Source organism: Sanguibacter sp. Z1732 (assembly GCF_051020515.1).
Lineage (GTDB): Bacteria > Actinomycetota > Actinomycetes > Actinomycetales > Beutenbergiaceae > CALKWS01.
On the sequence record NZ_CP194857.1, the window covers coordinates 2,011,357 to 2,033,718 of the forward strand.

Below are 22,362 nucleotides of genomic sequence, written 5' to 3' on the forward strand. Positions count from 1 at the left end.
GGTGGAACCGATCACCCGCCGGGTGGCGCTCCGGCTGGGGGCGCTAGGGGCCCTGGGGGTGGTCGTAGGCGGGGTGGGGCTGTCCCGCACCGGCCTCCCCTGGGCCGCCCTGCCGGCCCCGCTGCGCACAGCGACGCGCGGATCCGAGACGTTGACCGAGCCCGAGGTGGTGCGCAGCCGGGACGGGCTCCTGCGCGTGGAGCTTGTCGCGACCCCACGGGAGACAACCATTGCCGGCAGGCCTGCCCGGGTGCTGACCTACAACGGCACTGTTCCGGGGCAGACCTGGCGGGTGCGTCCCGGGGACCGCATCGAGGTGCTCCTGCGCAACGAACTCGAGACGCCGACCAACCTGCACACCCACGGCCTCGTGGTGTCCCCACGGGACAACGGGGATAACCCCTTCGTCAGTGTCGATCCGGGGCAGAGCTTCGAGTACCGTTTCGACCTGCGCGAGGACCACCCGACCGGGGTGTTCTGGTACCACCCTCACCGCCACGGCACGGTGGCCGACCAGGTCTTCGGCGGTCTGTACGGTGCCCTGATCGTCGAGGGCGATGAGGTGCCGGTCAGCCGGGAGCGGGTCCTCGTCGTCTCGGACATTACGCTGGATCGCGACGGCGCACTCGCGTCGGCGTCGACAGCGCAGGTGATGATGGGCCGGGAGGGGGACCTTGTCCTGATCAACGGCCAGGTCCGGCCAGAACTCACCGCCCGTCCGGGAGAACGGGAACGCTGGCGAGTGATCAACGCGTGCACATCCCGCTACCTGCACCTGGCCCTGCCCGGGCAGGTTCTTGCGTTGCTGGGCATCGACAGCGGCCACGAACCCGCAGCCCGGGAGGTCGAGCAGGTGCTGCTGGCTCCGGGCAACCGCGCGGATCTGCTGGTGACCACCCGCGGGGGTACCAGCGAGCTGCGCTCGCTCGGGTACGACCGCGGCGCGATGGGCATGATGATGGGCGGTGGGGACCTGTCAGGCCCCGCCGTCCTAGCCACCCTGGCGGTCTCCGGGGACGAGGCCGCCGCGGTGGGGCCGGTGCCCGAACGACCTGCGGACCCTGACCTGCGCAACCGCCCGCTCGATGAGCGACGGGAGATCGCCTTCACCATGAACATGAGCGGGGGGATGATGGGTCCCGGCCGCAGGGGGATGATGGACCTGGGCTTCGACGGACGCCCCTTCGACGCCGACCGGGTCGACCAGCAGGTCGCCGCCGGGTCGGTGGAGGAGTGGACCATCACCAATCCCACGCCGATGGATCATCCCTTCCATCTGCATGTGTGGCCCATGCAGCTCCTCGAGACCGACGGCGAACCGGTGTCAGAACCGACCTGGCGGGATGTCGTCAACGTCCCCGCCAACGGCCGGGTCCGGACGCTGGTGGACTTCACCCACCACCCGGGCCGCAGCGTGTACCACTGCCACATCCTCGACCACGAGGATGCCGGGATGATGGCAGTGGTCGACACCCGCTGAACCCGACGGCCACACGAGCGCATGGCCCCATTCCGAGGAGCCGACGAGCATCACCCAGAAATCGTGACCGCCCACATCCGCATGACGGCGAAGGTGAACGCCAGGAGCGCCCGCGGCGGACCCGGAGAGCACCGGCAGCCAGCGGCACCATGGCGGGCGGTGCCGCAGAACCAGCCCGCGTCCCTCGGCCGAGCAGCGCTCGAGGGTCCACGCCACCATGAAGAACCAATGAAGATCCCTGCCCGCTGCGGTCAGATCGGGAATGGAAAACTTCTCGCCTGCCTTACTGCTGACGAGATACCCTCTAGGGGTATATGGAGCAATGGAATGAGGGGTTGCCATGGGTACGCCATCAAGTCACGACCACGCAGGCCCCCGGCCACGCGACGGCCAGGAGCACACCGCGCACGCCGACCACGACTCGGCTTACGGTGTCGCGGCCGGGTATGAGGCCACGCACGGGCAGGCGTTGCCCACTGAGGGCGGGGGTGTCACCGACCCGCTGACCGCTGCGGGGCACGACTCGGCCGCGGACCACGGGCACGACAGCGGGCACGACGCGCACGCCGGCCACGGAGGGCACGGCGGTCATGGCGACCACGTGGCCATGTTCCGTCGCCTGTTCTGGGTCATGCTGGCCCTGGCGGTGCCCACGGTGCTGCTCAACGGGATGTTCGCCGACCTGCTCGGCTACGCGCTGCCCGACCTGCCGGGTGTGGAGGCGGTCTCCCCGGTGCTGGGTACCGTGATCTACCTGTGGGGCGGGCGCCCCTTCCTCACTGGCGCGATCGGTGAGCTGCGCACCCGCAGACCGGGGATGATGCTGCTCATCGGGATGGCGATCACCGTCGCCTTCGTCGCGTCCCTGGGGGCCAGCCTGGGGCTGTTCACCCACGAACTGGACTTCTGGTGGGAGTTGGCGCTGCTCGTCGTCATCATGCTGCTCGGACACTGGCTGGAGATGCGCTCCCTGGCGCAGACGTCCTCCGCCCTCGACTCCCTGGCCGCGCTGCTGCCCGACGAGGCCGAACGGGTGGAAGGGGACTAGGTCATCACGGTCTCCCCCGCCGAGTTGCGACTCGGTGACGTGGTAGTCGTCCGCCCGGGCGGACGAGTGCCGGCCGATGGTGAGGTCGTGGACGGCGGCGCGGACGTCGATGAGTCGATGATCACCGGTGAGTCGCGGCCGCTGCTGCGCACCGTGGGAGACCACGTCGTGGCTGGCACCGTCGCGACCGACAACGCCTTACGGGTTCGAGTGTCGGCCGTGGGGGAGGACACCGCCCTTGCCGGCATCCAGCGGCTCGTGGCCGAGGCGCAAGCCTCCACCAGCCGCGCCCAGCTCCTCGCGGACAAGGCCGCCGGGTGGCTGTTCTGGTACGCGCTCATCGCCGCCGCAATCACCGCCGTGGTGTGGATGTCCCTCGGGGTTCCGGACAGCGCACTGGTCCGGGCGATCACCGTCCTGGTCATCGCCTGCCCCCACGCTCTGGGCCTGGCGATCCCACTCGTCGTGTCCATCTCCACCGAACGCGCTGCCCGCGGCGGCGTCCTGGTCAAGGACCGCGGCGCCCTGGAGCGGATGCGCGTGGTCGACACCGTGCTCTTCGACAAGACCGGCACCCTGACCAAGGGCGAGCCGGCCCTCACCGACGTCACGAGCACCGGAGCGTATGAGGTGGAGGAACTGCTGCGCCTGGCGGCGGCCGCCGAGGCCGAGAGTGAGCACCCGCTTGCCCGCGCAGTTCTCGCCGCGGTCCGAGACCGCGGGCTGCAGGTTCCGTCGGCCGCCAACTTCAGGGCGGCGACGGCCGTGGGGGTACGCGCCACCGTCGAGGGCCGCGAGGTCCAGGTCGGCGGGCCTGCGCTGCTCTCCCAGTACGGCGCCGAGCCGCTGGCCGCGACAGCGTCCTGGGCACAGTCCGGTGCCACCGTCCTGCACGTTCTCGTCGACGGCCAGGTGGCCGGTGCCCTCGCCCTGGCCGATGAGGTCCGCGAGGAGTCACGGCAGGCGATCGATGCCCTGCACCAGTTGGGCATCCGGGTCGTCATGATCACCGGTGACGCCGAGCCGGTGGCCCGGGCTGTGGGCGCCGAACTGGGCGTCGACCAGGTCTTCGCCCAGGTGCGCCCGGAGGACAAAGAGCGAGAAGGTCGCCCAGCTGCAGCAGGAGGGCCGTATCGTCGCCATGGTCGGGGACGGCGTCAACGACGCCCCGGCGCTGGCTCAGGCAGACGTCGGGATCGCGATCGGAGCGGGCACCGACGTGGCGATCGCCTCCGCCGGCGTCATCCTGGCGTCTGACGACCCCCGGTCGGTGCTGTCGGTCATCCAGCTCTCCCGTGCCGGGTACCGGAAGATGAAGCAGAACCTGTGGTGGGCTGCCGGCTACAACATCGCGGCCGTGCCCCTGGCCGCAGGTGTGCTGGCCCCGGTCGGGTTCGTCCTACCCATGTCGGTCGGCGCGCTCCTCATGTCCCTGTCGACCATTGTCGTGGCGCTCAACGCCCAACTGTTGCGCCGCCTGGACCTCAGCCCCGAGACCAGCACCGCCGCGGCGCACGGCGCACCTCGGGTTCCTTCCGCCGACGGCTCACGGGCTACTGGGGATCGCGAGGACGTGGTTGGGGCGCATCGTCACTGACGCGGCCAGGGTGTGCCATGCACCGGGCGATCCTGCTGCCCTACGGCCTGCCGACGGGGGTGGAAACCTGCGCTGTAGTCCTACTGGCTGGTGATCCACGTATCCGCGTCAGCGCCGGCCACTGGTTGGTGAGGTGATCTCGCTTGGCCTGGGCGCCGAAGAGCCGCAGGCGACGTCCCGGCCCACCTGCTGGTCCGTGCTGCTGGACGACTTCCCCGCCGGGGCGACCCTGCAGCGGTTGTCCTATCGGCTCAACGCCGTCGGCCTGGTGGCGAGTTCATCGCCGCCGGCGCAGCCGCACCCGCAACAATGCCTCCAGCGGCCCGCGGGAGAAGAAGTGCCGCCAGCCCACCGCTGCGCCTATCAGCACCAGGGCCATCACCGCCGTGGTGACCAGACCCGCCGGCGCGGTCCCCGGGCCGGGACGCACTACCTCCGCGATGCCGAACAGGTGCACCACATACACGGTCAGCGCCAACTGACCCGTGGCCACCAGCGGCCAACCGAAGCGGCCCAGGTACGGCAAAACCAGAAGTGTCAGGCCCAGCACCGCCACGGCCGAGGCACTGCCCCGGATCAGCCACAACGGCATCTGCGAATGTGCGGCCGCCGAAAGGAACCAGTCCACACCGGGCTCCCCATCCGGCCGCCCCAGGAACGCTTCCAACGCCCGGGAGCCGAGTTCGGCAAGCAGGGTCAGCACCACTCCGGCCACAGTCAGCCGTATCTGGACGCACCGGTCTTGCAGGCGCAACCTGCCCAGCCACATCCCGAACAGGAACGGCCCGAGCCAGGTGATCACCGGGTACGGCCCGGTCAGGAATGTCGAGGCCACGATCTGCCCGGGCGCATCCAGTAGCGTGGCGGGCTCCCGGTCGAAGACCTCACCGGTTCTGAGTTGGACACCCAGCCACACCAGTGGTCCAGCGGCAGTTGCCGCGATCGAGGCGGTCAGCAGCAGCCATGAGGGGGCCCGCACCACCACCAGTCCCACGAGAAACAGCACCGCATAGGTGGTCAAGATCACCTTGGCGCCATGACCCGCCAACTGAGTGCTCAGCCCGATCAGGCTCAGCAGAACCGTCCGCCACAACACCTGCCCCCAGGGTGGCGCGGCACCGTCGCGGGCCCGGCGGGTCAGGAACGAGTACCCGATCCCGGCCAGCAGCACGAACAACAATGAAGCCCGCCCGTGCGGCAGCCGCATGACCAGCCCGGCGATGCCATCGTCATAGAGCGGACCGACGTTGACCGCGAGCATGCCCAGGATGGCCAGCGCCCGCGCCGCGTCCAGTCCGATGACGCGGCTATGGGGTGCGGCGGCTTGCCCGGCGTCGCTAGCCGCGTGCGCCGCGCTCACCGGTGCGCCGTCCTGCTGCTCCGAGATTGGCACAGGTTGTGACCGCGACCTATATCAGTTGGAGGGTGGTGAGGCAGGTGGCGACCTCGTCGGTGGTGGAGAACTCGGCTGTACCCGTCAGGCCGTCATGGTTGACCTTGATGGTGCCCTGCAGATCGCGTGGCAACCAGAAGCCGGCGAAACCGTTCGCATAGGTCGCCAATTCTTCATCGATGAGCACTTCGGCCAGTTCCTGCTGCCCGTCGGAGAGCACCAGTTCATCGGGCCGGATGGAGGCGATGTAGTCGGTGGGGCGTTCCTTTCCACCGAGCCGGTCCAGGTGGTCGATCATCTCTGCGACCTCCATGCCGGCCAAGTCATGGGTGGCGAGGAACGCGGCTTCACCACCTCCGGCGGTGGGCTCGGAGGCCGGATCCAACGAGGAGCAGCCGGCGCGGATCAGCACCAGCGCCGCCATTCTTTTCATGTTCTTCCACCGTCCTAGTGGGGGTCATCCAGGCAACCACTGCGCCCGAGATTCTCGGCTTTTCGTCTCGAATCAGGTGCCTTCTGCAGCGCAGGCGGCAAGGTCTCGGCCGCCCCGACGCTACGACAGGAGCGGCGGGCGTGCAGTCGCCGAGGCGGGGGATGACGATGAAGGTTTGATGAAGCATTCGGTAATGCCGTGATCTAACCGTGATCTGAGGGTTCGCGGTATGTACTGTCACTCTTGCTCCCGCCGTGCGGGAAGCCCACAAGCGGACGCCGAACCCTGCCACCGCACCGTGGTCACCGATCAACGCCGTGGCAGGGGCGGGGGACCCAGCCGTCGGTGCGCGAGCACCTAGGGGTGAAGTCCCGCCTGGGGAGCCAGGCAGACCGGGTAAGTCTCCAATCCGAACCCGACAACTGACCTCGTAGGCGAACTGGAGAACCGAATTGACTGAACCAACAACCGGCGCCCGACACCGCGCGGCGTGCCGCCCCTCCACCCCACTGACCGTTTTCGCTGACTCAGTCACTGGGACCACCGGCAGACGGGCGCTGGCCGTCTTCGCCTCCTCCGGACTGGTGCTCACAATGGGCGCCTCCAGCGCTGCGGCCGTCCCCCAGGTGTCGAGTTCGAGTTTCGGGGCCGGCGCCCTGGCCAACGTGGTGCTCGACGCCGACGTCGACATCGATAAGGTGGTCACCTCACCAACCGTCACTGTCGATGAGGGCATCGACTGGCACGTCGCCGTCGCTGAGGTCTCCTCCGAAGCTCCACCCCCACCCCCACCCCCACCGCCAGCGCCTGTCATCACTGCGCCGGAGCGCCCCACCCCGCGTGCCGCTCCGGCCTCCCGCACCGGGCAGCGCACCGAGCAGCCGGCTCAACAGCAGGAGCAGCAGACCGAGGATTCCTCCTCCGGCGAATCAAGCGAGCAGACCGCGAGCACTGCCTCTGCCTCCGGTTCCGCGGTCGTGGACGTCGCCCGCCGCTACGTGGGCACCCCGTATGTGTGGGGCGGCTCTACCCCGGCGGGCTTTGATTGCTCGGGCTTCACCGCCTACGTCTTCGCCCAATTCGGGGTAAGCCTGCCTCGGACGTCCGGTGCCCAGGCGGGCGCCGGACGCATAGTCTCGGCAGCCGAGGCCCAGCCCGGCGATCTGGTGCGTGGCCCGGTCATGTGGGTATCTACACCGGCAACGGCGACAACATCGCCGCCCGAAACCCCGGTACCGCCCTGTACGAGGGCCCGATCTTCCATAGCAACCCCACGTTCATCCGCGTGCTCTGACCGCATATCTCAGTTGCGGCATCGGCCCGTCCGGCCCAGGGCGGGCCGATGCTCGTGCTGTGGCTGCGGATGAGGGCGCACCCTTTCCAGCGCGGCCACTGCCGAAGACGTGTGCGGTGGAGTCGGTCTCAGGCCTGCGAAGGCTGCCGACCCAAGGGCAGTTCGATGGTGAAGACGGCGCCGTGGCCAAGCCCGGTGCTGGCCGCTTCCATGCTGCCACCGTGGGCCTGGACGATGGAGCGGCTGATGGCAAGCCCGATTCCTGACCCTCCGTGCGCGCGGTCACGAGCCGCATCGGCACGGTAGAAGCGCTCGAACAGGTGGGGCAGGTGCTCGGCGGCTATCCCACCGCCGTTGTCCTGGACCCACAACCGCAGTCGCGATCCACTCCGGTTGGCACCCAATTGGACGTGACCTCCCGTTGGGGTGTGCCGCACGGCGTTGTCCAGCAGGTTGGTCAGGACCTGCCCGAGCCGGTCAGGGTCCGCGGTGATGACCGTCTGGCGTTCCGACTCCGTGGCCTCGATCGTCAGGTCAATGCCCTTGTCCGCGGACTTGACGCCTGCCTGTGTTGCGGCGTCCTGAAGCAGGTCACGGACCTGCAGCGGCTGCCACCGCATCTCCAAGCGGCCCTCGCTGGCGGTTGTCACGAGCGTTATGTCCTGGGCCAGCCGGGCAAGGCGTGCGACCGGCTCACGCAGCATGCCCATCGTCCGTTCACCGGCGGGCACGACACCGTCGACGATCCCTTCGAGGTAGCCATCCAGGGTCGCCACCGGGGTGCGCAGTTCATGGGCCAGGTCGCCCAGCATGCGGGTTCGGGTCTTTTCGATATGGCCTAGGTCAGTGGCCATGGTGTTGAACGCGGCGGCGAGGTCATCGAACTGCGCGCCCATGTGGACCGCTGGCACATGGACGTTGTAGTCACCGCTTGCGACCTGCACTGCTGCTTGTCGGACCCTTTCCAACGCCCTGGTGATGCGTCGAGTGACGAAGATGCTCACGAGCACCGACGACAGGAGAGCGACGAGGAGCGCCACGGAGAGGGACAGGGTCCATGCCGCGGTGAAGGCTTGCCGTGCGTGAGCCACGACCTCGGAGTCAGCGGGCTCGGCCATGAGCATGTGATCGTGGAAGATCATCGGCCCGATCATCGAAGCGACACCCCACGCTGTCCCGGCGGCCACCAAGAGGACCACGACGATCGCTGCCAGGAGCCGAGCGCCCAGTCCCCACTGTCTTGGCTGCCGCTTGTTCATGACCCGGTCCCCATTCGGTAGCCAACTCCACGTACGGTCCGGATGAACCTCGGCGCGGATGCCTTGTCGCCGAGTTTGCGTCGCAGATGTCCGATATGGACATCGACGAGGTTGTCATCGCCCACCCAATTGGGTCCCCATACCGTCTCGATGAGTTGGCGCCGGGTGAAGACCATGTGCGGGCGCGCCGCCAGTGCTGCGAGTACGTCGAACTCGGTGCGCGTGAGTTGGACAGTTTCGCCGTCGAGGGACACTTCCCGGCCCAGAGCGTCAACGGTCAGTGGCCCGAACGACGCTACTGCGCCATGGTGGCCCGGTGGGTTCTGCCGCGGACGACGCAGCATCGCCCGCACGCGTGCAACGAGTTCACGTGGGCTGAACGGCTTGGTCACGTAGTCATCGGCGCCCACCGAGAGGCCGTTGAGTTTGTCGACCTCCTCCACGCGGGCGGTGAGCATGATGATGTAGCAGTCAGAGAACGTGCGCACGCTCCGGCAGACCTCGATGCCATCGAGACCAGGCAGGCCGAGGTCCAGCACCACCACCCCGGGTCGCCACTGTCGCGCACGCTGCACCGCGTCGTCGCCGTCAGCGCAGGTCTGGACCTCGAAGCCTCGCGCTCAAGATAGTTCGCGACCAATCGCGCCAAGGGGGTTTCGTCATCGACGACCAGAACACGGGGCAGGTTCACGTCCGAATGAGCAAGGGAGGTCATGGCTCCATAGTGAACCAAGAGGACCGTTACGTGCGCTGCCTCCGAACGTGCGCAACCCCAGGACTGTTCGGCGCCCTGACGTGCGAAGCCGGATGTGCGCGCCCATGCCGGGACGGTCAAGACGGTTCCAAGGATGCCAATGGCGCCGACGACGAGGGCGATCGCGGGCACTCCGATACTCACGCTGGTTCCCCCCGACCGCTCGCGCAGGAGAACCGTAGGCCGATCCCCTCAGGCGATCCCGGCGCGGTGGGCGAGGATCACTGCCTGGACCCTGTCCCGCACCCCCAGTTTGGCGAGAATGTGGGCGACGTGGGTGCGCACGGTGTTCTCCGTGAGGTGCAGTTCGGCACCGATCTCGGCGTTGCTCAGCCCGCGCGCCATGACTGCGAGCACCTCGCGCTCGCGTTCGGTGAGCAACTCCAGCCCGGGAACCGGCTCGCGCGCTGCGCCTACATAGGAGGCAACGAGGCGCCGCACCACAGTGGGTCCGAGCGCCGATCCCCCTGCGGCGCAGTCCTTGACCCCCTGGATGAGATCCCGAGGCGGTGTGGTCTTCAGGAGGAAGCCGGCGGCTCCCGCCCGCAGCGCACCGAGCACGTACTCATCGACGTCAAACGTCGTCAGCACGAGGCAGCGTGCTGCGGGAGCCGCCGTGGCCAGGCGCCCGATGGCGGTCACCCCGTCGATCCCCGGCATCTCGATGTCCATGAGCACCACGTCCGGACGTAACCGCCGGGCCTGGGAGACGGCCGCGGCGCCGTCCTGCGCCTCCCCGACGATCTCGATCTCGGGATCGGAGCCGAGCACGCCGGCCAAACCCGCCCGCATCATGGCGTGGTCGTCGGCGAGCAGGACACGGATCGTCACGGCCGGGCCCTCCCGCGCAGTTGTGTCGGCTCATGGGGCAGAACGGCCCGCAATGCGAAACCGCCGCCATCCCCCGGTCCGACGAGCAGCCGACCTCCCACGGCGGTGACGCGGTCCTCGAGTCCGGCCAGCCCGAACCCTGCTACTGCCACCGTGCGGCCCGGCCCGTCGTCGGTCACCTCCAGATGCGTGCACTGCTCGTCGCTGCCGATGGTGACGTATGCGGTGGCCCCGTCCGCGTGCTTGAGCACGTTGGTCAGGGCTTCCTGGACGAGGCGGTGCACAACCGGCAGCAGTACGTCTGGTGGGCGTCCGGAGGCAGTGAGCCGGATGTCGAGGCCGGCACCCTGGAGGCGGGCCACAATCCGCTCGATGTCATCCCATGCGGGTGCCGAACCCGTCCCCCATGACTGGACGTCGAGTTCGCCCAGGGCGGTCGACACGGTGTCGCCCACTGCCTGCACCCCCGCACGCGTCGCGGCTGGGTCCTGCGGCCAGGCGAGTTCGGCCGCGCCGGCTTGGACCGCGACGAGGCTCACGGCATGCGAAGCGACGTCATGGAGTTCACGTGCCATGGCCTGGCGCGTCCTCTCGGTGGCGCGCTCTCGGGCTGAGGTGAGTTCGGCCTCGTGCGCCCCGGCGCCCTCGTCGGCACGTTCCCGGACGCGGCGGCTGTGGCCGACGATGAGGGCACAGACGGCGACGATGCCGAGCACGAGGACGTTGATGGGTCCGTTCTCGGGTTCGTGGGCGAAACGGCTGCCGATCGCAGCGGTGTAGAGGCCCGCAGCCGATGCCATGGAGGCCATGCCGGGTCGGACCTCGAGAACGCTCCAGAGCAGCAGTCCGACGATGATCGGGAAGGAGAACCCGTCAGTGACCGCCGCGTCCAGCATGGCCCCGAGGAGAAGCACTGCCGCCCCCGCCAGCACAGTGGCGACCGGCATGAGCCGGCGAGGCAGCACGGTGAGCGCCATGATGCCGGTGGTCCACCACGCACTGCCGGGCTCTGCGTAGGCGAGCGCCTCGGTGACGCTCAGCACGAGAACGGTGAGGGTGAGGATGACGTCACCGCGGTTGATGGTCCTTAACCGGTCGCTCTTGCCCTGGACCGCCTCGGCGACCGGGGGAGTGGGCAGAACACCCGCCGCGCGGCTCCCGGAGCCGATGAGTCCGAGTTGTCGGCGCAGTTCCGCCATGGCGGCACGGGACTCGGCCTGGATCGCGAGGAGTTCCGGACGGGGATCGGCACCCGTGGCGAGAGCGGCCTCCGCGCGGGGGACGAGTCGGCCCACGGCGAGTAGCGAGCGGCGCACCGAGCGGTCGATCTCGGCCGAGAGCCTGGCACGTTCCTGTTCGACCGCGTCCCGCACCGCTTCATCCCTATCGATCGCGGCGACGTCTTGCTCGTGACGCCGGGCCTGCCGCGAGCGCAGCACGCCCGACCCGACATGGCGGGCAAGGAGTAGCAGTGACGACAGGAGTACGCCCGCGAAGAACAGGTCGATCCACGGATCGCCCCAGGTGAGGATCACCGACGCGGTGAACCCAGCGGTCACAAGACCGACCTCGGCCAGCCGCGGCGGACGCATACATCACAGTGTGCCACCGGCGCAACCGAATGCGCCTCGTCCGGATGGACGAGAACAGATCGTCCTAGCGGGCGGCAACCTCATCGCCTCGGGTGAGGCTTCCTCGGGGACCGGTCGGAAGAGTGGAGCCAACGGGCTCCACAGTAGCCCGTAGATCAAGGAGAAACTCCCATGAACACATCCGCCACCGCGAGGACGGCCACCGTCCTAGCCCTGCTCGGCGCTGCCGGAATCTCAGCCATCGCGCTGAACGATGCGGCCACCTTCGCGCTCACGGGACAGTACAGCGCCGCCAGTGACGAGTTCGGCCTCAATCCCCTCTTTGTGCTGTCCGGCATCGTGCACGGCCTCGCCTATCTCGCATTCACCGCTGTGCTCCACCTGCACCGTCACCGGGTCGACGCCGGGAGCAGGTTCCGCCGAGTGGTGCGGGTCGTGCTCAGCCTCGCGCTGGTCGCGCTCGCCGCGGGCATGCTGGGCAGCACCGCTGTGTCGATGGTCCAGGGCGAGGTCGTGGACTCCGGTGCGCTCGGGGCGCTAGCCGGTATCAACTTCCTGCTCATGTTCGTCGGTGGGGTGATGCTCGGATTCGCTCTGCTTCGGCGCCGGGAACTGCGGCCGGCAGCGATTACCCTGGTCGCCATCGTGCCCGCGATCCTGCTGGTGATCCTCCTCGCTGCTGTCGGGAGCCCCTGGGCGCACCCGGCGTATGCGGAGGTCATGGTCGGTTTCGGCCTCGCGTTCATCGGGCTCACGCCGCGTCCCCGGCCGGCCTTGGCCGATGGTGGGGTTGTCGCCGGAACTGTGCGCGCTCCCGCGTAGGGGCCGCTGGGGCGGGTCGAGCACGTCAGCGAGCAGTACCACCGGACGGGAACGGCGGGCACCGTGTTCGCCGACTCCGGCTATGGCAGTGGTATCGCGCCGAGTCAGTGCCTGCCCGGTTCTCAGTGCCTGTCCGGTTCGCCGGTGAAGGGCAGCACGCTGGACGAATCACCCAGTTGGTCGGCGGAGATCACTCCCAGATCGCCGTCCTGCTGGAGGATCACTGCGCCGACACTCTCGAGGGACCCGAAGCCGGACTTGCGCGCCGCGATGTGCACGTCGTCGTCCACCAGTTGGTGCTTTCGCATGGCCGTGCGCTGGAACTGGCCGTGGTAATAGAGGAGCGCGGGAGGAGGGTCGAGCACCCGGCGCACGTGGGATGAGCGGCCGCGGAACCAGGCCAACAGCCACTGCAGGAAGATCAGCAGCGCCAGGGCCACCACGATCTGTGCCAACGGAACGTCGGGGGCGGTGACTGCGCGCCCGAACGTCGAACCGAGGGTGACCGCCACGATGAAGTCCAAGGGTGTCATCGAGGACATGGTCCGTGGCCCCGAGATCCGGAGCATGAGCAGTAGAGCCAGGTAGCCGGCGCCGATGGTGATCAGGGTGTGCAGGATCGGGTCCCACCCGTCCCAGAACTGTGTGATGTCCATTGCCGAAGCGTGTCATGCAGTGGGCAAGGCGGCCTCCCGAGCATGACCGGCACCTCAGGGGCTCTGGCTGCTTGTGCTAATCGTTGGCTATGCAGCCAGATAACGAGCACGACGGCCAGTCTGCACGATCGTTCATCGAGCAAGCGCGACGCGCCCAGATCGTGGCCAGCGCGGTCGAGGTGATCGCCGACGTCGGGTACCGGAAGGCGTCGATGGCTCGCATCGCGGCCCACGCCGGGATCAGTCGCGGCCTGATCTCTTACCACTTCGCGAACAAGGCCGAACTGATCACCGAGGTCGTCACCCGGGTCTACGTCGACGGCGCGGAGTTCATGGGTCCGCGGATCGGTACCGAGGCCACCGCCCCGGGCCAGCTGCGGGCCTACATCTCCTCGAACCTGGAGTACATGCGAGCCCATCCGGAGCGGATGCGCGCCCTGTTGGAGATCTTCACCCAGGCGGACCGTGACGAACTGCCGGCCGCCGACGACTCCGACACCGTCGACCAGATGCTCGGCCCGTTGGAGGAACTCTTCCGCAACGGGCAGGCGACAGGAGATTTCCGTGACTTCGACCCCCGCACCATGGCCGTGGCGGTGCGCAACGTGATCGATGGCGTGCCGCCGCGACTCTCCGAACCCGACCTGGACCTGGATGCGGTCATCAACGATCTCACCGCACTCTTCGAACGAGCCACCCGCCACCCCGACGCACCGGAGTCCTCATGACGCCGGTCGAACACCCCGTGGCACTGATCACCGGTGGCGCCGGTGGAATCGGAGCCGCGATCGCGCGCCGGCTTGCCCGGCGAGGATGGCGAATCGTGATCGCCGACGTCGACGACGCGGCAGGGATCGCCCTCGCCAACGAGATCGATGCCCGGTTCCTGCACACCGACGTGGGCTCACTGTCCGACAATACTGCTGCGGTCGCCGCGGCCGTGAGCCACTACGGTCGGCTGGACCTCGCGATGCTCAATGCGGGACTTGGCGAACCCGAGGGATCGCTGCTGGACTTCGACCCGGACGCCTACCGCACACTCGTCGCCGTCAACCAGGACGGCGTCGTCTACGGAGTTCACGCCGCCCTCGGGCAGATGAGCAAGCAGGGCTCCGGCACGATCATCGCCACCTCGAGCATGGCCGGTGTGGACGCGAGCCCGATCAACCCGCTGTATGCCGGCACCAAGCACGCGGTCATCGGACTGGTCCGCTCGCTCGGGCCGGTTCTGGAGCAGTCCGGCGTGCGGATCAACGCGCTTTGCCCCACGTTCGTCGACACCCCGATACTCCGAGACGCTGTCCCCTACATCCGAGGGCTCGGCATCGCGGTGCTGGACCCCGAGCGAGCCGCGGACGCGGTCGAAGCCATCCTCGCCGACGAACGCACCGGACAGGCCTGGCTGCTCGTGCCCAATTCCGACGCCCGGCCGATGGACTTTCCAGATACGCCCAGCATCATGGCCGACCCCACCGCGACCCTCCCGGAGATCTCCACATGACCGCCCTCGTGCGCACCACCGACCTGAGCCGCCGCTACGGCGATGTCCTCGCCCTGGACAATGTCGCCCTGGAGATCCCGAGCGGGCAGATCGTCGGCACGCTCGGCCCGAACGGAGCGGGCAAGACCACGCTGATCAATCTGCTGGTCGGGCTGCGCCGGCCCTCCTCCGGCACGGTCGAACTCCGCGGTGGTGACCCCCGTGACGAGGCCACGCGCCGGGTCATCGGAGTGACACCGCAGGAGACGGCCCTGCCCGAGGCCTGGCGGGTCGGCGAACTCGTCGACTTCATTCGCGCCCACTTCCCCGATCCGCTGACACGGTCCGAAGCCCTCGCCCGGTTCGACCTCACCGAGTTCACCGACCGCCAGGTCGGCGGGCTGTCCGGTGGCCAGCAACGGCGTCTCGCCGTCGCGCTTGCCTTTGTGGGCAGGCCAGAGATCGTGTTCCTGGATGAACCGACCACGGGTCTGGACGTCGAGGCCCGCCGCGCGCTGTGGGAGGGCATTCGCAACTACCACACCGACGGCGGCACCGTGCTGCTGACCAGCCACTACCTGGAGGAAGTCGAGGCACTCGCCGAGAGGGTGGTGGTCATTGACCACGGTCGCGTACTGACCGACGGCTCGCTGTCCGAGGTCCGCGGCCTGGTCCGCCTCAAACGGGTCACCCTCACGGGTGCCCGGCTGCCCGAGCTGCCCACGGCGCACAGCATCGAGCAGGAGGGCGAACGCATCCACGTGCTCACCGACGACGCCGCCACCTTCGTGCGCCGGCTGGCCGCCAGCGGTGCCCCCTTCACCGATATCGAGATCCGCTCCGCGTCGCTGGAGGACGCCTTCCTGGCGCTGACCTCCACCGAGCGGGCCGCCTGAGGGAGTTTCCATGTCACTGACCATGACCTACACCCGGCGCTATCTCGTCGAGATGATCCGCACCCCTGTGATGTTCCTGTCGATCACCATGACTCCGGTCGCTGTGATGCTGTTCTTCTTCATCCCCTTCGTCGGCTCGGATGCCACAATGATGACCGCGACAGTCGGCACAATGATGGTGTTCGCGGTGCTCCTGGGCTGCGTCGGTCACTTCGCCACAACCGTCTCGGCCACTCGCGAGTCAACCTGGGGTACCTACCTACGAACCCTGCCCGGAGGGTTGGCACCGGAGATCACGGCGAACCTCCTGACCGGCCTGGCGATGGTCACAGCGGCGATCGTGCCTGTCGTGGCGGTGGCCGCGATCTTCACCGCGGCGACGGCGAGCATCGGCCAGGTCCTGCTGGCTGCCGTGGCCTTGCTGGCCACGGTGGTCACCTTCACCCTGATGGGCCTGGCCCTCGGGTACCTCCTCACTTTCCGGGCCGCACTGATCGTGGCAACGGTCGGCGCGTTGCCTCTTGCGGTGGCCGGTGGGATGTTCTTCGATCCGGCGGAAGTGCCGGCCCTGATTGCGACCATCGCCCCGTTCGTCCCCACCCGCGGCGCGACCGATCTGGTGCTGTTCGCACTGATGGGCCAGCCCCCAGACGCCCTCGCCCTGGTGCTCCTGGTGGTGTGGACGGTCGTCTTCGCGGCGCTCCTGGTGCGGGGCCACCGCCGGGACGAAGGCCGCAGGTTCCGCTGATCCGCGGCTTCTCCAGCGAGTTCCCTCACCCGGGCTGTTCTCCGTGGTGCCGGTCTTGCTTGAGGAGGGGGGGGCGGTCGGCCTCCCACGTAGCGGGCGGGCGGCTGCCCTCAGCGCGCCAGTCCCGCGATCTGCCACACCAGGCCTGAGCCGGCCGTCACCGGCCGGAGGCCACGGGCCGCCGCCGCTGCGACCATCGCGGCGGGCGGGTGCGCGAACGCGCGGTACTCGCGTCCCAGCAGCCGGAACACGGCGCCTTGCGCGGCGACGAACCCGCGGCTGATGAGGGTGCGTGGCGGGTGGCTGAAGACCAGCCGGCCCCGGCAGTGTTCCGCCGCCGCGCCCAGCAGCCGGTCGTAGTCCGGGTAGCAGCACACCACACGGTGGAGCACGACGAGGTCGGCCGGCTCCACGTCGTCCGGCGCGGCCGCGATGTCGGTGACCTGCCGGTGCACCCGGTCGGCGACGCCCGCCTCCCGCGCAAGCCGCCCCGCCTCGTCGTCGTACGCCGGCGACAACTCGAGGGTGGTCGCCCGTGCGGCCCCGCGTCTCAGCAGTTCGATGCCGATCTCCCCCACGCCACCGCCGATGTCGAGCACGGTGGCGCCCTCGACGCCGTCGGCCGCGAGAAAGTCGACCATCCGGCGCGCGGTCGCGTCCAGGCCGCGCCGGCGGAACCGCCTCGCCACGTGCTGGGCGAAGGCAGACCCGAACATGTGGTCGCAGCCCCGCGGGTCACAGCATCCGGCCATGGGCCCAGTCTCCACCCGCGACCGCGCCCGCACCATGGGTATTTCCACCCACTCGCACTGCGGACCACGATGCGCAGGACGCCCGACGCGGTGCCCCACTGCCCACTCCTAGCGTGGGTGCCATGGACACCAAAGAGATCGAGACCGTCATCATCGGCGCCGGCCAGGCGGGGCTGGCAGCCGGTTACTACCTCCAGCGCCGGGGCCGCCCGTTCGTCATCCTCGACGCCAACTCCCGGCTCGGCGACAACTGGCGCCGGCAGTGGGACACGCTCCAGCTCTACTCTCCGGCGCAGTACGACAACCTGCCCGGTCTGCCGTTCCCGGCCCCGAAGTGGACCTTCCCGACCAAGGACGAGGTCGGTGACTACCTGGAGACCTACGCCCACCACTTCGATCTTCCCATCGTCCTCGGGACCCGGGTCCGGTCACTCGAGCGGCACGGCGACCAGTGGGCCATCACCACCGACGGTGACATCTACCGCTGCGACAACGTCGTGGTCGCCACCGGCACCTTCGGTCGCACCCCCTATGTCCCGGCCATCGCGGACCGGCTCGACCCCACCATCCTGCAACTGCACTCCAGCGAGTACCGCCGGCCCGGCCAGCTGCGCGAGGGCCCGGTGCTGGTCGTGGGCGCGAGCCACTCCGGCACCGACGTCGCCCACGAGGTCGGCCAGACCCACCCGACGATCCTCGCCGGCCGTGACTGCGGGCAGATCCCGCCGCGCCTGGACTCCCGAGCAATGCACCTGCTCTTCCCGGTGGTGCACTTCGCGTGGCAGCACATCCTCACCCGGCGCACTCCGATCGGCCGCAAGCAGCTGCCGCACATCCGCTTCCACGGCGGCCCGATGCTCCGGGTGAAGCGGGCAGACCTGACGGCCCGCGGCGTCGAGCGGGTCACCTCGCGGGTCGAGGAGGTGCGCGATGGACGACCCGTCGTCGACGGCGCGCCGCGCGACGTCGCGAACGTCGTGTGGGCCACCGGCTTCCGGCAGGTCTTCGACTGGATCGATGTCCCGGTCTTCGGCGAGGACGGCTACCCACGCGAGCTGCGCGGCGTCGTCGACGAGGCGCCCGGGCTGTACTTCGCCGGGCTGAGCTTCCAGTACGCGTTCAGTTCGATGCTCATCGCGGGGGCGGGGCGCGATGCCGAGTACGTCGTCGACCATCTCGTGGCCCGCCGGGAGTCGGAGAGGTTTGCGGCGGCGGACTGAGGCGCCGTAAAATCGGGTCGGAGGTTCCCGTCATGGGCGTCGTCCAGTTCGAGCAGGCACGAGACGCCTTCGCCCGGGGCGACTGGGACGTCGCGTTCCAGGGCTGGTCCGCTGCGGATGCCGCGGCTCTCACGCCCGCAGACCTCGAGGACTTCGCCACCACCGCGGAGTTGATGGGCCGCCACACCGAGACGGTGCGCGCGTTGCAGCACGCCTTCCTGCGCCGGCAGCAGGAACGGGACCCGGCAGGCGCGGTGGCATGTGCCTTCCGGCTCGCGATGAGTTCGGCCGCCCACGGCGAGCCGGCCATGTTCGCCGGTTGGACGTCCCGCGCGGAGAGTCTGCTCACCGAACTCGGCGGCGACGGCCCCGAGGGTGGCTGGGTGGCGCTCCTGCGGATGTTCCGCGCCCTCGGCACGGGCGAGTACGCCGAGGCTGCAGCGGCCGCCGACGAGGCCTCCGAGATCGGGCACCGACACCACGACGCGGACCTCATCGCCATGAGCGTCTGCGCGCGCGGCCGGATGGCGATCTACGCCGGCCGGGTCACAGACGGCCTGGCGCTGCTCGACGAGGCCATGGTGCGCGTCATCGCCGGTGAGGCGTCACCGATCATCGCCGGCCATGTGTATTGCACGGCCATCGAGGGCTGCCAGGAGATCAGCGACTTCGCCCGGGTGGCGGAGTGGACCGCTGCGCTCGAGCGCTGGTGCGCAGCGCAGCCGGGTCTGCTCGCCTTCACCGGCCAGTGCGCCGTGCACCGGGGCCAGCTCATGCGGATCCGCGGCGAGTGGTCCGCCGCCCTGGAGGAGTACGAACTCGCCACGGCGCGCTACCGGCAGGTGGGCGCGCCCGACGCGATCGGCCTGGCCGCCGCCGAGGCCGGCGACGTGCACCGACTGCGGGGCGAGTGGGAGCAGGCCGACGCCTTCTACCAGATCGCCGCGGACCACGGTTACGATCCGCAGCCCGGCCTGGCGCTGCTGTGGTCGGCGCGCGGCGGGCTGGACGCGGCCCGCGGCGTGATCGACCGGCTGCTGGCCGAGGGCGGGGGCCCTGTCCAGCGCTGCCGGCTGCTGCCCGCAGCAGTCGACATCCTGATTGCGTCCGGGGAGGTCGAGCGGGCCCGCGAGGGGGCCGGGGAACTCGACGCGCTGGCCGTGACCGCCGGCTGCCTGTTCTTGGAGGCGGCGGCAGCCCAGGCCTCCGGCGCCGTCGAGTTGGCCGCCGGCGATCCGCTGGGCGCCCTCCCCTACCTGCGCAAGGCCCATCAACTGTGGACGCGGGCCGAGTCGCCCTACGATGGCGCCCGGACCCAGGTCCTCACCGGGCGCGCGCTGGCCGCCGTCGGGGACGGGCAGTCCGCACGGCGGGAGTTCGAGGCGGCCCGCGCGACCTTCCGCCGGCTCGGGGCCCGGCCCGCGGCCGACGACGTCACTGACCTGCTGGCACCGCCGAGCCTGCCCGCCGGCCTCACCGCTCGTGAGGTCGAGGTACTCCGGCTCGTCGCCGCCGGACGCGGCAACGCCCAGATCGCCACCGACCTCGTGCTCAGCGAGAAGACCGTCGCCCGGCACTTATCCAACATCTTCACCAAGCTCGACGTCGGCTCCCGCACCGCCGCCACGGCGTTCGCCTTCACCCACGGGCTGGTCTGAGCCGTCACCGGTAGAGCAGATAGCGCACACCGGCGTCCTCGGGCGAGGAAGTTCATCCCGTGACCGCCAGCACCGGCCGTGTCGTCATCGCGAGCTACCGCCCGCTGCCGGGCCGCGAGCGCGACCTGCACGCGCTCGTGCGCACCCACGTGCCCCGGCACCGCGCTCAGGGACGGCCCACGGAGACGATGGCCACCGGGCTGAGGGACTTGCTCGCTGCTCTCACATAGCCGGGAGCGCTATCACCGCCGTGGTCACAAGCCGATCCGCTGCGCGCCCGTGGTCACGCTGTGCACGTACAGTTCCTCAGCTGGTTCGAACGTACCCACCAGATGCCCACCCAGTTCCAGCGTCAACAGCCCGAACAGCTGACCGATCACGCCGACCGCGGCAAGGGCGCGCTGCGGTGAGATGTCGCTCTGCAATGCCTCGGTGAGCCGGTGGAGTTGCACGGTCAGGGCAGCCGACGGCGGCTCATCGTCGCGCACCGGGCCGGTGGCGGTGCCTGCCACCTGCAGGAACTGAGCCATGACCTGTGTCGCCGGCTCGATGGTCTCGGCCGGTGCGGTGTATCCCGGCACCGGGGTGCCGTAGATCAGCGCGAACCGGTGGGGCTCGTCGTGCGCCCACCGACGCAGGGCCATGCAGATCTGCATCCAGCGTTGGGCCGGCCGGTAGTCCCTGGCGGCATGGCGAAGGTTGGTGGCCAGATCCTGGTAGGCGTCCACGATCAGCGCGGTCAGGAGTGCCTCGCGGCTGGGGAAGTACCGGTACAGCGCTGAGGAGACGATGCCCAGTTCACGCGCGATCGCGCGCAGCGAGAGTGAGGCCGGACCGGAGTCGGCCAGTTGTGCCGATGCCAGTTCCTTGATCCGCGAGATCGCGTCCGCTCGTGCGCGCGCCCGCGGTGTCGGAGGGCGCGTCGTCGAAGCCTCGGTGCCGGGTGTGGTCATGGTCTGATTCTCACAAAGGTGTGATCGGTTGTCACGAATGTGATCAATGCTCTTCCAGATCCGCGCCGGAGCCTCTACGCTGACGACAGTCAGAGAGCACTGCTCACAGTTTGTGGAAGTTGATGGAAGGACGACCGATGATCAGTAGCCGATGGGGAGTCGCAGCGCTCGGCGCCGCCGGGGCCCTCTTCGCGATGTACCCGATCCTGCGGCCATACGCTGAGGACGAGATCACCATGGCCGGGGGGGCGGCGCCTGGGCCTCCCCGGCGTGGCTGATCTCCCACATGTTCGGCATCGTCGCCTTCATCCTGCTCGCGCCGGGGCTCCTGGTGTGGCAGCGCCAGGCCGTTCCGGGGTTCTCCGACGGTGCTGGGCGATCCGATGCCGGACAAGCCGGTCGGGTCGGTGGTGCGGCCCGCGCGACGGTGGCGCTCGCCTGGCTCGGGTCGGTGCTGGTGCTGCCCTACTACGGCGCGGAGACCTTCGCCCTGGGCGCCGCCGGTGAGCACGCCCTGACTGTCGGTGATGTGGAGGTGCTCGCCGCGGTCGAGTCCTTCCGGCTGGCGCCGGTGCCGATGACGATGTTCGGGGTGGGCCTGCTCGCACTGGCCGGGGCAGGGATTGCGCTGATCGTGTCCACCCGGCCCGGTGCTGGACTGGCGCGATGGGGTGGCCTGCTGGCCGGACTCGGCCTGGCAACCTACCTCCCGCAGTTCTTCGTCCCCGCTGCGGGGCGGATTGGCCACGGACTGGTGCTTGGCATCGGATTGGTCCTGCTTGGGATGTCCCTGTTCGGTCGGACAGCGCACTCCGGGCGTATTCGGCGGTTCGCGGTCGGTGTCGGACCGACCCGACGTCCTGCGTCCACCGGTCCCAGGTAGCCGAACGCGGAGGGGTGTCGAACCTGGCAGTGGACTCAGCCGTTCGGGGGTGGTGAGACTGGGGGCTGCGCCCGGAGAGGTGAGATACGTCAGCAAGTCGCCCCAGTCCTCCTGGCGCGCATTTGCTGTCAGCTTCAAAGGTCGGGCGATGTCGCGCAGATGAATGCACGTCTCCGCGAACGGGCCCATGGGTCCTACCCGAGGCGGGTCCACCCGGTCGCCCGCGTGACGTCGGAGGAGTGTGACGAGTTCGGAGGGCTGCCGACGGGCGATGTCCCGCGTGAGGTGGTCGACGGTGGCCGGAGTGCTTCCGCGATACCGGAGCGCTACCAGGCAGAACCGGGCGAAGCCGACGAGCATCGACTGGATGAGGTGCGCTGCCATGTGCCGGACGGTCCAGCCCTCGCACAACGTGAGCGCGTCCCAGTCTTCGGGTTCGAGGGACTGCAGCAGATCCGCGATATCCAACCGGTTGCGCGTGGTGCGCGCGTGCATCTGCGCAGCGGGGTCCATGGGTTCTCCTGGTTTGTGTGTGGTCGGTGGGCGCGGTGGCCTGCGCGCGGAGATCGTGGCCGGCGTCCTCGGACCAGTGACAGTCGTGATCGAGCAGATA

18 protein-coding genes, 3 pseudogenes and 1 riboswitch are annotated in these 22,362 nt (G+C 69.3%); of the genes and pseudogenes, 11 read left to right on the plus strand and 10 right to left on the minus strand.

The features are described 5' to 3' along the window. Position 1: 1 nt before the first annotated feature. Positions 2 to 1,480, plus strand: coding sequence for a multicopper oxidase family protein (locus ACRRRO_RS10740; RefSeq protein ID WP_424786665.1), 1,479 nt, complete (start codon positions 2 to 4; stop codon positions 1,478 to 1,480). A gap of 340 nt (positions 1,481 to 1,820) precedes the next feature. Beyond that, positions 1,821 to 4,125, plus strand: a pseudogene (locus ACRRRO_RS10745) (heavy metal translocating P-type ATPase). Positions 4,126 to 4,402: 277 nt separating this feature from the next. Here the strand turns inward: ACRRRO_RS10745 and ACRRRO_RS10750 are convergent. Together ACRRRO_RS10750 and ACRRRO_RS10755 are read right to left on the minus strand one after the other, a co-directional pair. Beyond that, entirely contained in the window at positions 4,403 to 5,485 is a 1,083-nt protein-coding gene (locus tag ACRRRO_RS10750; protein WP_434081518.1) for a heparan-alpha-glucosaminide N-acetyltransferase domain-containing protein, read from the minus strand. Between the two features lie 49 nt (positions 5,486 to 5,534). Beyond that, positions 5,535 to 5,951 carry a CueP family metal-binding protein gene (locus ACRRRO_RS10755; RefSeq protein ID WP_424786663.1) on the minus strand — a complete coding sequence of 139 codons (417 nt, stop codon included), beginning with the start codon at positions 5,949 to 5,951 and terminating at the stop codon, positions 5,535 to 5,537. Positions 5,952 to 6,254: 303 nt separating this feature from the next. Further along, a riboswitch (cyclic di-AMP (ydaO/yuaA leader) is annotated at positions 6,255 to 6,403 on the plus strand. Between the two features lie 141 nt (positions 6,404 to 6,544). Between ACRRRO_RS10755 and ACRRRO_RS10760 the strand changes: the two are divergent. Then, a pseudogene (locus tag ACRRRO_RS10760) lies at positions 6,545 to 7,060 on the plus strand (C40 family peptidase); the annotation flags it as partial. Between the two features lie 313 nt (positions 7,061 to 7,373). Here ACRRRO_RS10760 and ACRRRO_RS10765 read toward each other — a convergent pair. The 4 genes from ACRRRO_RS10765 to ACRRRO_RS10780 form a co-directional block, all read right to left on the minus strand. After that, on the minus strand, positions 7,374 to 8,504 hold the full coding sequence (locus tag ACRRRO_RS10765; protein ID WP_424798094.1) for a sensor histidine kinase: 1,131 nt from the start codon (positions 8,502 to 8,504) through the stop codon (positions 7,374 to 7,376). After that, positions 8,501 to 9,079 carry a winged helix-turn-helix domain-containing protein gene (locus ACRRRO_RS10770; RefSeq protein ID WP_434081519.1) on the minus strand — a complete coding sequence of 193 codons (579 nt, stop codon included), beginning with the start codon at positions 9,077 to 9,079 and terminating at the stop codon, positions 8,501 to 8,503. The genes ACRRRO_RS10765 and ACRRRO_RS10770 overlap by 4 nt, the downstream gene beginning before the upstream one ends. A 371-nt stretch (positions 9,080 to 9,450) precedes the next feature. Beyond that, a complete protein-coding gene (locus ACRRRO_RS10775; protein ID WP_424798096.1) occupies positions 9,451 to 10,089 on the minus strand; it encodes a response regulator in 639 nt (212 codons plus the stop codon). Further along, the gene (locus ACRRRO_RS10780) at positions 10,086 to 11,681 is read right to left on the minus strand and encodes a histidine kinase (protein ID WP_424798097.1); all 1,596 of its coding nucleotides are present in this window, start codon (positions 11,679 to 11,681) and stop codon (positions 10,086 to 10,088) included. The genes ACRRRO_RS10775 and ACRRRO_RS10780 overlap by 4 nt, the downstream gene beginning before the upstream one ends. Positions 11,682 to 11,852: 171 nt before the next feature. Between ACRRRO_RS10780 and ACRRRO_RS10785 the strand changes: the two genes are divergently transcribed. After that, positions 11,853 to 12,503, plus strand: a complete 651-nt coding sequence (locus ACRRRO_RS10785) for a hypothetical protein (protein ID WP_424798098.1) — start codon at positions 11,853 to 11,855, stop codon at positions 12,501 to 12,503. Between the two features lie 122 nt (positions 12,504 to 12,625). On the opposite strand, the gene ACRRRO_RS10790 is transcribed toward ACRRRO_RS10785, so the two are convergent. Next, entirely contained in the window at positions 12,626 to 13,159 is a 534-nt protein-coding gene (locus tag ACRRRO_RS10790) for a DUF421 domain-containing protein (RefSeq protein ID WP_424798099.1), read from the minus strand. Between the two features lie 89 nt (positions 13,160 to 13,248). Between ACRRRO_RS10790 and ACRRRO_RS10795 the strand changes: the two genes are divergently transcribed. Genes ACRRRO_RS10795 through ACRRRO_RS10810 form a run of 4 tightly spaced genes read left to right on the plus strand, consistent with a single transcriptional unit; the run spans position 13,249 to position 16,283 of the window. Then, complete coding sequence (locus ACRRRO_RS10795; protein ID WP_424789691.1) at positions 13,249 to 13,887, plus strand: TetR/AcrR family transcriptional regulator; 639 nt, start codon at positions 13,249 to 13,251, stop codon at positions 13,885 to 13,887. Beyond that, positions 13,884 to 14,660 (plus strand): SDR family NAD(P)-dependent oxidoreductase, encoded by a 777-nt coding sequence (locus tag ACRRRO_RS10800; protein WP_424798100.1) that lies wholly within the window; start codon positions 13,884 to 13,886, stop codon positions 14,658 to 14,660. The genes ACRRRO_RS10795 and ACRRRO_RS10800 overlap by 4 nt, the downstream gene beginning before the upstream one ends. Beyond that, positions 14,657 to 15,535, plus strand: a complete 879-nt coding sequence (locus tag ACRRRO_RS10805) for an ABC transporter ATP-binding protein (protein ID WP_424798101.1) — start codon at positions 14,657 to 14,659, stop codon at positions 15,533 to 15,535. Before ACRRRO_RS10800 ends, ACRRRO_RS10805 begins: the two co-directional genes overlap by 4 nt. A 10-nt stretch (positions 15,536 to 15,545) precedes the next feature. Then, positions 15,546 to 16,283, plus strand: coding sequence for an ABC transporter permease (locus tag ACRRRO_RS10810; RefSeq protein WP_424798102.1), 738 nt, complete (start codon positions 15,546 to 15,548; stop codon positions 16,281 to 16,283). Between the two features lie 110 nt (positions 16,284 to 16,393). Here the strand turns inward: ACRRRO_RS10810 and ACRRRO_RS10815 are convergent, their stop codons facing one another. After that, positions 16,394 to 16,999 (minus strand): methyltransferase domain-containing protein, encoded by a 606-nt coding sequence (locus ACRRRO_RS10815; protein WP_434081520.1) that lies wholly within the window; start codon positions 16,997 to 16,999, stop codon positions 16,394 to 16,396. A gap of 158 nt (positions 17,000 to 17,157) precedes the next feature. On the opposite strand from ACRRRO_RS10815, the gene ACRRRO_RS10820 reads away from it, so the two are divergent. Continuing rightward, on the plus strand, positions 17,158 to 18,255 hold the full coding sequence (locus ACRRRO_RS10820) for a flavin-containing monooxygenase (RefSeq protein WP_424798104.1): 1,098 nt from the start codon (positions 17,158 to 17,160) through the stop codon (positions 18,253 to 18,255). 32 nt (positions 18,256 to 18,287) lie between these two features. Next, positions 18,288 to 19,913, plus strand: a complete 1,626-nt coding sequence (locus ACRRRO_RS10825) for a LuxR C-terminal-related transcriptional regulator (RefSeq protein WP_424798105.1) — start codon at positions 18,288 to 18,290, stop codon at positions 19,911 to 19,913. 254 nt (positions 19,914 to 20,167) lie between these two features. On the opposite strand, the gene ACRRRO_RS10830 is transcribed toward ACRRRO_RS10825, so the two are convergent. Next, positions 20,168 to 20,866 carry a TetR/AcrR family transcriptional regulator gene (locus tag ACRRRO_RS10830; RefSeq protein ID WP_424798106.1) on the minus strand — a complete coding sequence of 233 codons (699 nt, stop codon included), beginning with the start codon at positions 20,864 to 20,866 and terminating at the stop codon, positions 20,168 to 20,170. Positions 20,867 to 21,152: 286 nt separating this feature from the next. On the opposite strand from ACRRRO_RS10830, the gene ACRRRO_RS10835 reads away from it, so the two are divergent. Continuing rightward, positions 21,153 to 21,749 carry a hypothetical protein gene (locus tag ACRRRO_RS10835; protein ID WP_434081638.1) on the plus strand — a complete coding sequence of 199 codons (597 nt, stop codon included), beginning with the start codon at positions 21,153 to 21,155 and terminating at the stop codon, positions 21,747 to 21,749. Between the two features lie 42 nt (positions 21,750 to 21,791). Here the strand turns inward: ACRRRO_RS10835 and ACRRRO_RS10840 are convergent. Next, positions 21,792 to 22,262, minus strand: a pseudogene (locus ACRRRO_RS10840) (maleylpyruvate isomerase family mycothiol-dependent enzyme); the annotation flags it as partial. Positions 22,263 to 22,362: the final 100 nt, after the last annotated feature.